At 48.5% G+C, this 13,031-nt stretch carries 11 protein-coding genes; 10 read left to right on the top strand and 1 reads right to left on the bottom strand.

All coding sequences use genetic code 11. From position 1 onward, the window contains the following. Positions 1 to 16 precede the first annotated feature (16 nt). The 4 genes from Y79_RS0110280 to fnr all read left to right on the top strand — a co-directional run bounded on the left by Y79_RS0110280 (position 17) and on the right by fnr (position 4,251). Positions 17 to 445, top strand: coding sequence for a YwiB family protein (locus tag Y79_RS0110280; RefSeq protein WP_016937596.1), 429 nt, complete (start codon positions 17 to 19; stop codon positions 443 to 445). Beyond that, complete coding sequence (gene argS, locus Y79_RS0110285) at positions 442 to 2,112, top strand: arginine--tRNA ligase (protein ID WP_016937597.1); 1,671 nt, start codon at positions 442 to 444, stop codon at positions 2,110 to 2,112. Before Y79_RS0110280 ends, argS begins: the two co-directional genes overlap by 4 nt. Before the next feature lie 134 nt (positions 2,113 to 2,246). Next, positions 2,247 to 3,437: a nitrate/nitrite transporter gene (locus tag Y79_RS0110290; protein WP_016937598.1), complete on the top strand. Its 1,191-nt coding sequence runs from the start codon at positions 2,247 to 2,249 to the stop codon at positions 3,435 to 3,437. 97 nt (positions 3,438 to 3,534) lie between these two features. Then, positions 3,535 to 4,251 (top strand): fumarate/nitrate reduction transcriptional regulator Fnr, encoded by a 717-nt coding sequence (fnr, locus tag Y79_RS0110295; RefSeq protein WP_016937599.1) that lies wholly within the window; start codon positions 3,535 to 3,537, stop codon positions 4,249 to 4,251. Between the two features lie 30 nt (positions 4,252 to 4,281). Here the strand turns inward: fnr and Y79_RS0110300 are convergent, their stop codons facing one another. Then, positions 4,282 to 5,001, bottom strand: coding sequence for a YwiC-like family protein (locus tag Y79_RS0110300; RefSeq protein WP_016937600.1), 720 nt, complete (start codon positions 4,999 to 5,001; stop codon positions 4,282 to 4,284). A gap of 143 nt (positions 5,002 to 5,144) precedes the next feature. Between Y79_RS0110300 and Y79_RS0110305 the strand changes: the two genes are divergently transcribed. The 6 genes from Y79_RS0110305 (at position 5,145) to Y79_RS0110335 (ending at position 12,959) form a co-directional block, all read left to right on the top strand. Further along, positions 5,145 to 5,621, top strand: coding sequence for a cyclic nucleotide-binding domain-containing protein (locus tag Y79_RS0110305; protein ID WP_016937601.1), 477 nt, complete (start codon positions 5,145 to 5,147; stop codon positions 5,619 to 5,621). Positions 5,622 to 5,800: 179 nt separating this feature from the next. Continuing rightward, on the top strand, positions 5,801 to 9,487 hold the full coding sequence (locus Y79_RS0110315) for a nitrate reductase subunit alpha (protein WP_016937603.1): 3,687 nt from the start codon (positions 5,801 to 5,803) through the stop codon (positions 9,485 to 9,487). After that, complete coding sequence (gene narH, locus Y79_RS0110320; RefSeq protein WP_016937604.1) at positions 9,477 to 10,940, top strand: nitrate reductase subunit beta; 1,464 nt, start codon at positions 9,477 to 9,479, stop codon at positions 10,938 to 10,940. The genes Y79_RS0110315 and narH overlap by 11 nt, the downstream gene beginning before the upstream one ends. A 25-nt stretch (positions 10,941 to 10,965) precedes the next feature. Then, positions 10,966 to 11,523, top strand: coding sequence for a nitrate reductase molybdenum cofactor assembly chaperone (gene narJ, locus Y79_RS0110325; RefSeq protein ID WP_016937605.1), 558 nt, complete (start codon positions 10,966 to 10,968; stop codon positions 11,521 to 11,523). Next, complete coding sequence (narI, locus tag Y79_RS0110330) at positions 11,520 to 12,191, top strand: respiratory nitrate reductase subunit gamma (protein WP_016937606.1); 672 nt, start codon at positions 11,520 to 11,522, stop codon at positions 12,189 to 12,191. The genes narJ and narI overlap by 4 nt, the downstream gene beginning before the upstream one ends. A gap of 138 nt (positions 12,192 to 12,329) precedes the next feature. Then, entirely contained in the window at positions 12,330 to 12,959 is a 630-nt protein-coding gene (locus Y79_RS0110335; RefSeq protein WP_016937607.1) for a YitT family protein, read from the top strand. Positions 12,960 to 13,031: the final 72 nt, after the last annotated feature.

Here is a 13,031-nt window from a genome sequence, read left to right on the forward strand (position 1 = left end):
AAAAGGACGTGTCAAAATGAAGCAAGAGACACCGATAACACTCCATGTGAAGTCTGTGATCGAGGATGACGGAAATGAGGAAGTCATCGAATTCCGTACTACCGGATTTTACTATGTAAAACAACAAAAAGTGTATCTATCTTATTATGAAGAACACGACCTAGGCAAAGTAAAAACGATTGTGAAGGTGAGCGAAGGCGAAGTCCTGATCATGAGGTCAGGTGCTGTTAAAATGAATCAGCGTTTCATAACGGGAGCTTCCACAATTGCGAAATATAAAATGTCATTTGGTGAGCTTGAGCTGGAAACAAGCACAAAATCGATTCAATCTGATCTCGGTGAAGAAAAAGGCCGAATCAGCATCGCATATGACATGCATGTCGGAGACGAGCAGCAGCATTTACATAATATGACGATCACGTATGAGGGAGGAACTCACGCATGAACATTGCGGAACAAATGAAGGACGTGCTGAAGGAAGAAATCAAAGCGGCCGTTCTGAAAGCGGGCCTGGCGGAAGAAAGCCAGATTCCAAGCGTACTGTTAGAAACACCGAAAGACAAAACACACGGTGATTATTCCACAAACATGGCGATGCAGCTGGCGAGAATCGCAAAAAAAGCGCCGCGCCAAATCGCCGAGGAGATCGTGGCGTCATTTGATAAAGGAAAGGCTTCCATTGAAAAAATGGATATTGCGGGACCGGGCTTTATCAACTTTTACATGAACAACAGCTACTTAACAAAACTGATCCCGTCCGTGCTTGAAGCGGGTGAACATTACGGTGAGACAAACGTCGGACAGGGCGAAAAGATTCAGGTTGAATTCGTGTCCGCCAACCCGACGGGAGATCTTCACTTAGGCCATGCGCGCGGCGCGGCGGTAGGTGACGCGCTGTGCAGCGTGCTTTCTAAAGCTGGCTATGATGTGAGCCGCGAATACTATATTAATGATGCGGGCAACCAGATTAACAATCTGGCGCTTTCCGTTGAAGTCCGTTATTTTGAAGCGCTCGGTCTCGAAAAACCGATGCCGGAAGACGGCTACCGCGGGGAAGATATTATCGCTATCGGGAAAAAGCTAGCCGAAGATTTCGGCGACCGCTTCGTCCATGAAGAGGAGAGCGAACGCCGGGCATTTTTCCGGGAATACGGCTTAAAGTACGAGCTTGATAAACTCCGCTCCGACCTGGAGAATTTCCGCGTGCCGTTTGACGTATGGTATTCTGAAACGTCACTGTACGAAAACGGAAAAATTGATCAGGCGCTCGAGGCGCTTCGCGAAAAGGGCCATGTATACGAAGAGGACGGTGCGACATGGTTCCGTTCCACAACGTTCGGCGACGACAAAGACCGCGTGCTGATCAAAAAAGACGGCTCATACACTTATCTGCTGCCGGATATCGCATACCATAAAGACAAACTTGACCGCGGATTCGACAAGCTCATCAATGTATGGGGCGCGGATCACCACGGCTATATTCCGCGTATGAAAGCGGCAATTGAAGCGCTCGGTTACGAAAAAGGAACATTGGAAGTTGAAATCATTCAGCTCGTTCATTTATATAAAGACGGCGAAAAAATGAAGATGAGCAAACGTACGGGGAAAGCCGTCACGATGCGTGATCTGATTGAAGAGGTCGGCCTTGACGCAGTCCGTTATTTCTTCGCGATGCGCAGCGCTGATACGCATATGGATTTTGACTTGGACCTTGCCGTATCGACATCTAACGAAAACCCTGTGTATTACGCGCAATACGCACATGCCCGTATTTGCAGCATGCTTCGCCAAGGGGAGGAGCAGGGACTTAAACCGGCGGCGGATCTTGATTTCAGCCATATTCAATCAGAAAAAGAATATGACCTGCTGAAAACGATCGGCGGCTTCCCTGAGGCAGTGGCAGAAGCGGCGGAAAAGCGAATCCCGCACCGTGTCACAAATTATATTTATGATCTGGCTTCCGCTCTGCACAGTTTCTACAACGCGGAGAAAGTCATCGATCCGGAAAATGAAGAGAAGAGCCGCGCGCGCCTTTCTTTAATGAAGGCGACGCAAATTACGCTGAACAACGCGCTTCAGCTGATCGGCGTATCGGCTCCGGAAAAAATGTAATCATTCATGAAAGGACAAAGTCTTCGGGCTTTGTCTTTTTTTTGTATATAAAACGTGTGATGTACTTCACAATCCCGCACACCGAGTTTTTGTATGATAAGACTGATATTGAATCAGTGAAAGGGGCAAGCCGAATGATCAATCGTCAACATATTCAATTATCGTTGCAGTCATTAAGCTTAGTGGCGGGGTTTATGGTGTGGGTGCTGATTTCATCGCTCATTTCCCAAATGACATCAGATATTAATTTAACCAAAGGCGAGATTTCATTGGTGACGGCGATTCCCGTTATTCTCGGATCGCTTCTCCGCATTCCTTTAGGGTATTTAACGAACAGGTACGGCGCGAGGCTGATGTTCATGATCAGCTTCATCCTGCTTTTGTTTCCCGTGTTTTGGATCAGTATGGCGGATTCTCTGTTTGATTTAATCGCGGGCGGCTTTTTCTTAGGGATCGGAGGGGCGGTATTCTCCATCGGAGTGACGTCGCTTCCGAAATATTATCCGAAAGAAAAGCACGGTGCCGTCAATGGGATTTACGGTGCTGGAAACATCGGAACCGCCATTACCACTTTTGCGGCGCCGGTTATCGCTCAGGCCGCGGGATGGAGAGCAACCGTGCAGATGTATCTCGTTTTGCTGGCTGTTTTCGCATTACTGCACGTTTTGTTCGGCGACCGGCATGAGAAGAAGGCCAAAGTTTCCGTAAAAACCCAAATCAAAGCTGTTTACCGAAATCATGTGCTGTGGTTTTTGAGCATGTTTTATTTTATTACGTTTGGCGCTTTTGTCGCCTTTACCATCTATCTGCCGAACTTTTTGGTTGAGCATTTCAGGCTGAGCCCCGCGGATGCAGGGCTGCGGACGGCCGGCTTTATTGCGGTCTCTACGCTGCTCAGGCCAGCGGGAGGATTTCTTGCCGATAAAATGAACCCGCTCCGCATTTTGATGTTCGTTTTCGCAGGGCTTACGCTGTCAGGCGTTATGCTGTCTTTCTCGCTGACGATCGGCCTCTATGCGTTCGGATCACTGACGGTGGCAGTCTGCTCAGGGATTGGAAACGGGACGGTATTTAAACTGGTGCCTTTCTATTTTTCGAAGCAGGCGGGGATTGCCAACGGTATTGTGTCTGCTATGGGCGGACTGGGCGGTTTTTTCCCTCCGCTGATTCTGGCAAGTGTATTTCAGGCAACGGGCCAATACGCGATCGGGTTCATGGCGCTTTCAGAGGTTGCGTTAGCCAGCTTTGTTCTTGTGATCTGGCTGTATTGGCAGGAAAGAATGAAAACACATACGGAGAGAAACAGTCAGAGCCTCAATTCATAATGATCCATTCACAAGATTGTTAGTTTTTTCTGGGTGAGTGCAAATCAAGTCACGTTACAATATATATACGCAACGTGACTTTCTTCGAGGTGAGCTCATGAATATTCTCTCTGTCCGAAAATCTGATAAAGAACTTCTTTCCCGTGAACTGCATGAATTGCTGGAATCAATCAGCACGAAAAAGAAAATGAAAAAACACACCTATTTGTTTCAAGAAGGAATGGATGCAGAAGAGCTTTATCTGATTCAATCGGGGCTCATTGAAATCGGCAAGCTGACGTCTGACGGAAAAGACCTGACACTTAGAATCTGCCAGAAACACGATATCGTCGGGGAACTGACACTGTTCACAGAAGAGCCGAGGTATATGCTCAGTGCAAAAGTGTTAGAGGACGGCGAGGTGCTCGTCATTAATAAAAACAAGCTGGAAAAGGAATTGATTCAAAACGGTAATTTGACGTTTGAATTTATGAAATGGATGAGCACCCATCTGCGAAAAATCCAGTCTAAGATCAGGGATCTGCTTCTTCACGGCAAAAAAGGGGCGCTCTATTCCACCCTTATCCGTCTGTCAAACAGCTACGGGGTGGAACGAAGCGACGGGATTCTGATTAACATTGTGCTGACAAATCAGGATTTGGCAAAGTTTTGTGCGGCGGCACGGGAAAGTGTCAACCGCATGCTGGGAGATCTGCGCAAACAAGGGGTTATTTCGATAGACGAAACGGGAAAAATTATTTTGCACAAGCGGGACTATTTACGATGTGAGATTGAGTGTGAAAACTGTCCGCTGGAAATCTGCAATATTGACTGAAAAAACAAGGACAGCCGGTGTCCTTGTTTTTCAATTTGTGATACATATACACATGACGGCGAAAAAGAAGCCGGCATTTGCAATTTCCAGCATGCCGATCGTTTTCGCGGGCCAATTTCTCCCGTGAAAAAACCACGCCCGCAAACTGCTGGGGATAAAAGCGAGAAATGCCCAGCCTGCTCCGAGAAGACACGATAAAAAAGGGAGCAGCAGGTGATAGCCCCAAGACCAGTATGCAAATGTTCTGTTTTTTTTCTCCCGGATGACCGACTTCACATAAAAGGAACTTCCGATAAAAAATAAAGCAGATTGAGAGAGAATAAACCAAGCCCAGCCGTCAAGGGTTCCCGTCCCCAGCCAGCAGCTCGCAAGCCCGCCTGAACAAAAGAACAAAACTCCCGCCATATCATTCACGAGCGCCCGTTCGTTTTTTCGGCGGGCATAATGCATATGGATAAGAAACAGCGGCAATAAAGAAAGGCCGACCCAGACGAGCTGCGGTTTATGATAGATAGAAATGATCAAAAAGCAGCAGGCCGGAAAACCGTAAATAGATATCCACTTTTGATAGGGTTTGAGCCGTTTCTTTTTCAAGGCAAGCGAAACGGGATAAACCGCCAAGTAAAGGAAAAGCCAGCCCAGAAAGAGCGGAATATGCCAGAAAACCGGGCCTCCTTTGACCATGCCGAGTAAAAACGGAATCAGCAGCATCGCCCATGCGCCGTGCTGATTCGGAATCATCACCTTCATCGAAATCCTCCTTTTGTATGTCATTATAAATGCAGGCATCCTCCTGATAAGTGATATTCATCATACAAGCTGTGAAATACATCACTGCCGCACAGGCTCAATCGGGCTACACTAAAGCTATCATCAGCACAGGAGGCTTTCCTATGAATCAGTGTGACTATTTATTATTTCTGAAACAACTTCCTATGTTTAACGAAGTGCCCCTGTCCATTGTCGAAACTTTGCTGAAAAACGGGACGTTTATCAGCGGATCATCTGATCAGTCCCCATCCTTTCTTCATTCACAATCCGTTTATATTGTATTAAAAGGCAGTATCCATTTTAAGGACAGCAGGCTGCCTGAAGGATCGCAAACCGTTGCGCTGTGGGAAAAAGGCGATGTGTTTCCGATTGATGAAAAAGGCGGGCATTCTTTATCGCCTTTTATCTCAGTCAATGCCTCACCGGACATTCTGGCACTACATATTCCATATTCCATTTTTAAGCAGATGATGTCTTACCATCCGCAGCTGCAAATGAATTTTTTGGCGATGCTTCAGCAAAATGTCTTTTGTTCCTATCAGTTGTTTTTGAGGTATCTGCATACATCACGCGATGAAAACGCTGAACCCGGTTCTTAAATAGGACCGGTTTTTTTCTTTGAAAGAAAACGTCCTGCCATGAACGCCGCCGTCTTTCCTGCTCCTTTGTGTGAACGTTTTGTGAAAAAAGCAGAGTGTGTGACATAGTTCACAAGGAAATGCGCTCTCTCTGTTTATAGTGTACGTAGCATCACCTGACTCGGAAGGAGTGAACGATCATGAAGAAAAAGAAAATGAGTCCGCTGTTCAGGAGATTAAACTATTTTTCTCCTATCGAACATCATTCAAATAAACATAGCCAAACCACTAGCGAAGATCGTGATTGGGAGAATGTATACAGAAACAGATGGCAGTACGACAAAGTCGTTCGCTCCACCCACGGCGTCAACTGCACGGGTTCTTGCAGCTGGAATATTTATGTGAAAAACGGAATTGTCACGTGGGAAGGACAAAACTTGAATTATCCATCAACAGGCCCGGATATGCCTGATTTCGAACCGAGAGGCTGTCCGCGGGGCGCCAGTTTTTCGTGGTACATCTACAGCCCGCTCCGTGTGAAATATCCGTACGTGCGCGGTGTGCTGGTCAATTTGTGGCGGGAAGCACTGCAGGCGCATCAAAATCCGCTTGATGCCTGGAAATCAATCGTTGAAAATCCTGAAAAAGCGAAGTCTTATAAACAGGCAAGAGGGAAAGGCGGATTTGTGCGCGCTGAATGGTCTGAGGTGCTGAAGCTGATTTCAGCCTCTCTGCTGTATACAGTCATGAAATACGGACCTGACCGGAATGTCGGCTTTTCTCCGATTCCGGCGATGTCCATGATCAGCCACGCATCAGGTTCGCGATTCATGTCTTTAATCGGCGGCCCTATGCTCAGTTTCTATGACTGGTATGCGGATCTTCCGCCGGCGTCCCCGCAAATTTGGGGCGACCAGACGGACGTTCCGGAAAGCAGTGATTGGTACAATTCAGGCTATATCATCACATGGGGTTCCAACGTTCCGTTAACGAGAACGCCTGACGCACATTTTTTGGCGGAAGCCCGCTATAAAGGCGCTAAGGTCATTTCGATCAGTCCGGATTTTGCGGAATCCTCAAAGTTCGCCGATGACTGGCTCAGTATCCGCCAAGGGACTGACGGGGCGCTTGCGATGGCTATGGGGCATGTCATTTTACAGGAATTTTACGTGAATCAAGAGACGGAGCGGTTTATCAAGTATGCGAAGCAATACACGGATTTTCCATTCCTCGTCACTCTGTCAAAAGAAAACGGCGTATACACAGCGGGCCGCTTTCTGCATGCGAAGGACATCGGGCGGCAGACAAAGCATGATCAATGGAAGCCTGCGGTCTGGAATGATCAGACAGGCGCTCTTGCCATACCGCAAGGAACAATGGGCTCCCGCTGGGACGGGCAGCAGAAATGGAACCTGCATATGATCGATGAAGACACCGGGGAACCGATTGAACCCCGACTCTCTGTGCTTGGAATAGAGGACGAAATCGGCTCGGTGCGCATTCCGTATTTTTCAAATGACGGAAACAAAGTGCTCAAGCGGGATCTTCCTATTAAAAAACTGGATCTGAACGGCGAAGAGACGTACGTCACGACCGTGTTTGACTTGATATTGGCCAACTACGGGGTGAACCGGGGCATCGGTCAGCAATCAGCTGTCTCTTATGATGATCCTGAGCCGTTTACACCTGGCTGGCAGGAACAGATGACGGGAATTAAAAGAGAAGCCGTCATTCAGATTGCCAGAGAGTTTGCTCAAAATGCGATTGATACTGACGGCAGATCCATGATTATCGTCGGAGCGGGGATTAACCACTGGTTCAATTCCGACACAATCTACCGCGCGGTGTTAAATCTTGTTTTACTCGTAGGCGCCCAAGGCGTAAACGGCGGAGGCTGGGCTCATTATGTCGGTCAGGAAAAACTCCGTCCTGCTGAAGGGTGGCAAACGATCGCAAATGCAAAGGACTGGGAAGGCGTGCCCAAGCTGCAAAACGGCACCTCATTTTTCTACTTTGCGACAGACCAGTGGCGTTACGAAGACCAGCCGATCAGTGACTTGGCTTCACCGATCGCTTCTTCATCCCGCTACAAGCATCACGCCGATTACAATGTGCTGGCGGCGCGATTAGGGTGGCTGCCGTCCTACCCGACTTTCGATAAAAACGGCATTGACCTGTACAAAGAAGCTGAAAAAGCGGGGGCGGAGACACCTGAAGACGTTGGTGCGTACGTCGCCTCGCAGCTTCAAAACAAAAAGCTGAAATTTGCGATTGAAGATCCAGACAATGAAGCCAATTTCCCGAAGAATCTCTTCGTATGGCGTGCCAATCTGATCTCAAGCTCAGGAAAAGGACATGAATATTTTCTCAAGCATCTGCTGGGGACGACGAACGGTCTGATGAATGACGACAGCGACAGCATCCGCCCTGAAGAAATCAAATGGCGGGAGCAGGCACCGGAAGGGAAGCTCGACTTATTAATCAATCTCGATTTTCGAATGGCGGGTACGGCGCTGTATTCCGATATCGTGCTGCCGGCGGCGACATGGTATGAAAAACACGATCTCAGCAGCACGGATATGCATCCGTTCATCCATCCTTTTGCTCCGGCGATCTCGGCACCGTGGGAATCGAAGTCAGACTGGGATATTTTCAAGGCCCTGTCAAAAGCCGTTTCCGATCTGGCGGAAGAAGTCGAGATGGAGCCGGTGAAAGAAGTGGTTGCAACGCCGCTCCTCCACGACACAATGCAGGAATTGGCCCAGCCGTTCGGCAAAATCAATGACTGGAGCAAGGGCGAATGTGAAGCCATTCCGGGAAAAACAATGCCGAACATCCATGTTGTTGAACGGGATTACAAGCACATCTTTCATAAAATGACCGCGCTCGGGCCTCATACGGCTTTAAAACCGAGCGGCACAAAAGGCATGAGCTGGTCGATAGCCGATGAATATGAATCACTCAAAAAGAGACTTGGAGAAATCACCTCGGACAGCGTCGCAAAGGGGTGTCCGAATATAAGTGAAGCGAAGCAGGCGGCGGAAGCGATTTTAACCCTGTCGTCCACCTCCAATGGAAAAGTCGCCGTAAAAGCATGGGAATCACTTGAAAACATCACAAATCTGGAGCTGAAAGACCTGGCGGAAGAACGGGAGGAAGAATGCTTTACGTTCGAACAAATTACAGCCCAGCCGAAAACGGTCATCACCTCTCCGGCCTTTACCGGCTCAGAAAAAGGGGGACGCAGGTACTCGCCGTTTACGACGAATGTAGAAAAATTAATTCCGTGGCGGACACTGACCGGCAGACAATCTTATTATGTCGATCATGAACTGATGATGGAATTCGGTGAAACGATGGCGACATTTAAACCGATCCTCCAGCATCGCCCGTTTCTAAGCAAACGGCCTGACCAAGAGGGCAAAGAAATCGTCCTTAATTACTTGACGCCGCATAATAAATGGTCCGTCCACAGCATGTATTTTGATTCCCTGCCGATGCTGACGCTGTTCCGCGGCGGGCCGACCGTGTGGATGAATAAAGATGACGCCGCGGATACGGATATCAAAGACAACGATTGGATTGAATGCTTTAACCGAAACGGCGTTGTCGTCGCGAGGGCGGTTTTGTCTCACCGGATTCCTAAAGGAATGGCGTTTATGCACCATGCCCAGGACCGCCATATCAACGTGCCCGGCACAAAACTGACAAATAACCGCGGCGGCACCCATAACAGCCCGACAAGGATTCACGTCAAGCCGACACAGATGATCGGGGGCTATGCCCAGCTCAGCTACGGCTTTAACTATTACGGCCCGACGGGAAACCAGCGCGACCTGAATGTCGTCATCCGCAAGCTGAAGGAGGTCGATTGGCTTGAAGATTAAAGCGCAAATCGGGATGGTCATGAACTTGGATAAATGCATCGGCTGCCACACATGCAGCGTCACCTGCAAAAACACGTGGACAAACCGTTCCGGTGCGGAATATATGTACTTCAATAATGTAGAAACAAAGCCGGGCATCGGCTACCCGAAGCAATGGGAGGACCAGGGCAAATATAAAGGCGGCTGGACATTGAAAAAAGGGAAGCTTGAACTGAAATCCGGCCCGAAAACAAACCGGCTTGCAGGCCTTTTCTATAATCCGAATCAGCCGACAATTGATGATTACTATGAACCTTGGAACTATGATTATGAAACATTAACAAACAGTCCGCAGAAAAAACACCAGCCGGTGGCACGGCCGAAATCGTCACTGACGGGGGATTTCATGAATATCGAATGGGGCCCGAACTGGGAGGATGATCTCGCGGGCGGCCACATTACAGGGCTTGAAGATCCAAACGTTCAAAAAATGGAGGAATCGATCAAAACGGAGTTCGATGAGGTCTTTATGATGTACCTGCCGCGTATTTGCGAACACTGCATCAATCCGGCATGCGTGTCATCCTGTCCGTCCGGCGCCATGTACAAACGCGAAGAAGATGGCATTGTGCTCGTGGATCAAAACGCGTGCCGTTCATGGAGATATTGCGTGTCATCGTGTCCTTATAAAAAAGTCTATTTTAACTGGCAAACGAACAAAGCGGAAAAATGCACACTCTGCTTTCCACGCTTAGAGGCGGGGCTGCCGACCATCTGCTCCGAGACATGTGTCGGCAGAATCCGCTATCTCGGTGTCATGCTGTATGACGCGGACAAAGTCGAGGAAGCGGCATCTGTTGAAAATGAAAAGGATCTCTACCATTCCCAATTGGACGTTTTTCTTGATCCGAATGATCCTGAGGTTGCCAAACTGGCAAAAGAACAAGGCATCCCGGCTGAATGGATAGAGGCCGCGCAGCAATCGCCAATCTATAAAATGATCATCGATTGGAAGATTGCGCTGCCGCTTCATCCAGAGTACCGCACACTGCCGATGGTTTGGTACATTCCGCCGCTGAGCCCGATTATGAATCTCTTTGAAGGAAAAGGCAGCCAGCAAACAGCGGAAGATATTTTCCCGGCTATCGACCAAATGAGAATTCCGATTGACTATTTGGCGCAGCTATTAACAGCTGGTGATACGGATCATATTCGGTCCACGTTAAAGAAAATGTCTGTTATGCGCCAATATATGAGAGCGGTTCAGACGAATAAATCCATCGACCCGGCACTGATCTCCAGCGTCGGTTTAACAGAACAGCAAATTAAAGACATGTATCGGCTGCTGGCGATCGCCAAATATGATGACCGCTTTGTGATCCCGAGCAGCCATCGGGAAGAAGTGTCTGATTTATACGCTGAACAAGGGAGCTGCGGCTTATCATTTTCAGGCGGCCCAGGCTCTTGTTTCTAACTTTTGATAAATGAGGTGGAACAAGATGAACCCCATGGACCGGCAAATTACGTTTTCTGCTCTTTCCTGTCTTCTTTCTTATCCTGATGAAGAATGGAGAGCCGAGCTTCCTGATTGGAAGTCTCTTATTCTTGAAATCAGCAGCCGGAAAATCAGAGAGAAGCTGCTGCACTTTTTAGAGGCGGCAGCCGGATTTTCTCCGGAAGCGCTGATTGAACACTATGTCTATACGTTCGATTTCGGGAAAAAAACGAATATGTACGTCACCTACTTTAACTCAGGCGAGCAAAGGGAGCGCGGGATTGAACTGCTGCAGCTGAAGAACGCATACCAGCAATCCGGTTTCCTGCCGACAGAGAAAGAACTGCCTGATTACCTGCCGCTGATGCTGGAATTTGCGGCTGCTGCGGAGACTGAAGCGGCGAAAAGCGTGTTTGAGAAATATCTATCCAATGTGAGGGAGCTGGCATCCCGCCTTGAAAAAAATGACAGCATATACGCCGGGCTCTTGCATGCCCTGCTGGCCGCGCTGGACACTCTCGGCGTGCGTGAATGCATTGAAGAAGGGGCTGTTCAGGCATGAGCGAGCGGATCCTGTGGGGGATTATGCCGTACATTGTATTGACGATTTTTATCGGCGGGCATATTTACCGCTATCAGCATGACCAGTTTGGCTGGACGGCGAAATCAAGCGAGCTGTTAGAAAAGAAAAAACTCGCGGCGGGCAGCACACTTTTTCATTGGGGACTGCTGTTCGTTGTCGGCGGACATGTCATGGGAATTCTGATTCCGGAAGGCGTGTATACTGCACTTGGCATTTCAGAGCATATGTATCACAAAATAGCGATTGGCGCGGGACTGCCGGCAGGGATTGCGGCATGTACCGGACTAGTGATCCTGACGTACAGAAGGCTGTTTGACAAAAGAATCCGCAAAACCAGCTCGCCATCGGATATCCTTACGCTCATCCTGCTTCTGTTCATGATGCTGTCAGGCGTTGCGGCCACGTTTCTCAACATTGATTCGAAAGGCTTTGATTACAGGGCGACAGTCGGGCCGTGGTTCAGGGAAATCGTTTTGTTCCGGCCTGACGCTTCTTTGATGGAGAGTGTCCCGCTATGGTTTAAGTTTCATATCATCATTGGGTATGTTGTTTTTATCCTCTGGCCGTTTACAAGATTGGTTCATGTGTTCAGCCTGCCGCTCAAGTATTTGACCCGCAGCTATGTTGTTTATCGGAAACGCTCATGAAAATCCCCCTTGCAAGAGGGGGATTTTTATGATGAAAAAAATAAAAATATAAGATATTTTCTGCCAATGTAATGGCTGGGCGGCCGGGATTCCTGTTATGTTTGATGTGAAATAACATGCAAAAAAGGAGAGTGAAGAATGAAGCGGGTTTTCTTCATTGTAGCTGCTTGTCTCATGACAAGCGCCGGCATCCTGACACTCAGACATTCTCATATATTAACCGGCGGCACGGCCGGACTGTCACTAAGCTTGTCATATTTGTTTCAACCCTCGTTTGCCGTTATCTTCTTTCTGATTAATATCCCGTTTTATGTATTTTCCCTCATCAGAATGGGCATTAAATTCACTCTATCTACCGTTTTTGCCGTCACAGTGCTGACTATGTTTACAGGCGCAGATCACTGGCTGCCGCCGTTCTCTGTTTCACCGCTTGCCGGGGCGATTTGCGGCGGATCGCTGATCGGGTTCGGCCTGTCGCTCATGTTTTACCATCAGGCATCGCTCGGCGGGGCCAATATCCTCGCTTTATTTCTGCAAAAGCGCTGCGGATGGAATCCGGGTGCGGTTAATTTCCTCTTCGATTTTGGCGTAGTGCTGGCCGGCATTTTCTCTGTCGGATTGCTGAGAGGGATCTTCTCCTTAGTGTCGATTGCGGTCACGGGCCTGATCATCGGCATTTTTAAAAATAAAATCAAAAACAGCAGCTCCCTCAAGCCGGTTTTGCTTCATAACCTCACGACGGGGCAATCACAGGAAGCCTCATCGTAAGCCTTTCCGCTCGTTCGGAGAGGCTTTTCATATGTTTACAGGCCGGAAAACAGAGGGTATACAGAGATATCG

Origin of the sequence: Bacillus siamensis KCTC 13613 (assembly GCF_000262045.1) — a bacterium.
GTDB lineage: Bacteria > Bacillota > Bacilli > Bacillales > Bacillaceae > Bacillus > Bacillus siamensis.

Bases quoted from the DNA above. Each gene is read 5' to 3' on its own strand.
- Y79_RS0110280 (WP_016937596.1), top strand. From the start codon at position 17: ATGAAGCAAGAGACACCGATAACACTCCATGTGAAGTCTGTGATCGAG.
- argS (WP_016937597.1), top strand. From the start codon at position 442: ATGAACATTGCGGAACAAATGAAGGACGTGCTGAAGGAAGAAATCAAA.
- Y79_RS0110290 (WP_016937598.1), top strand. From the start codon at position 2,247: ATGATCAATCGTCAACATATTCAATTATCGTTGCAGTCATTAAGCTTA.
- fnr (WP_016937599.1), top strand. From the start codon at position 3,535: ATGAATATTCTCTCTGTCCGAAAATCTGATAAAGAACTTCTTTCCCGT.
- Y79_RS0110300 (WP_016937600.1), bottom strand. From the start codon at position 5,001: ATGAAGGTGATGATTCCGAATCAGCACGGCGCATGGGCGATGCTGCTG.
- Y79_RS0110305 (WP_016937601.1), top strand. From the start codon at position 5,145: ATGAATCAGTGTGACTATTTATTATTTCTGAAACAACTTCCTATGTTT.
- Y79_RS0110315 (WP_016937603.1), top strand. From the start codon at position 5,801: ATGAAGAAAAAGAAAATGAGTCCGCTGTTCAGGAGATTAAACTATTTT.
- narJ (WP_016937605.1), top strand. From the start codon at position 10,966: ATGAACCCCATGGACCGGCAAATTACGTTTTCTGCTCTTTCCTGTCTT.
- narI (WP_016937606.1), top strand. From the start codon at position 11,520: ATGAGCGAGCGGATCCTGTGGGGGATTATGCCGTACATTGTATTGACG.
- Y79_RS0110335 (WP_016937607.1), top strand. From the start codon at position 12,330: ATGAAGCGGGTTTTCTTCATTGTAGCTGCTTGTCTCATGACAAGCGCC.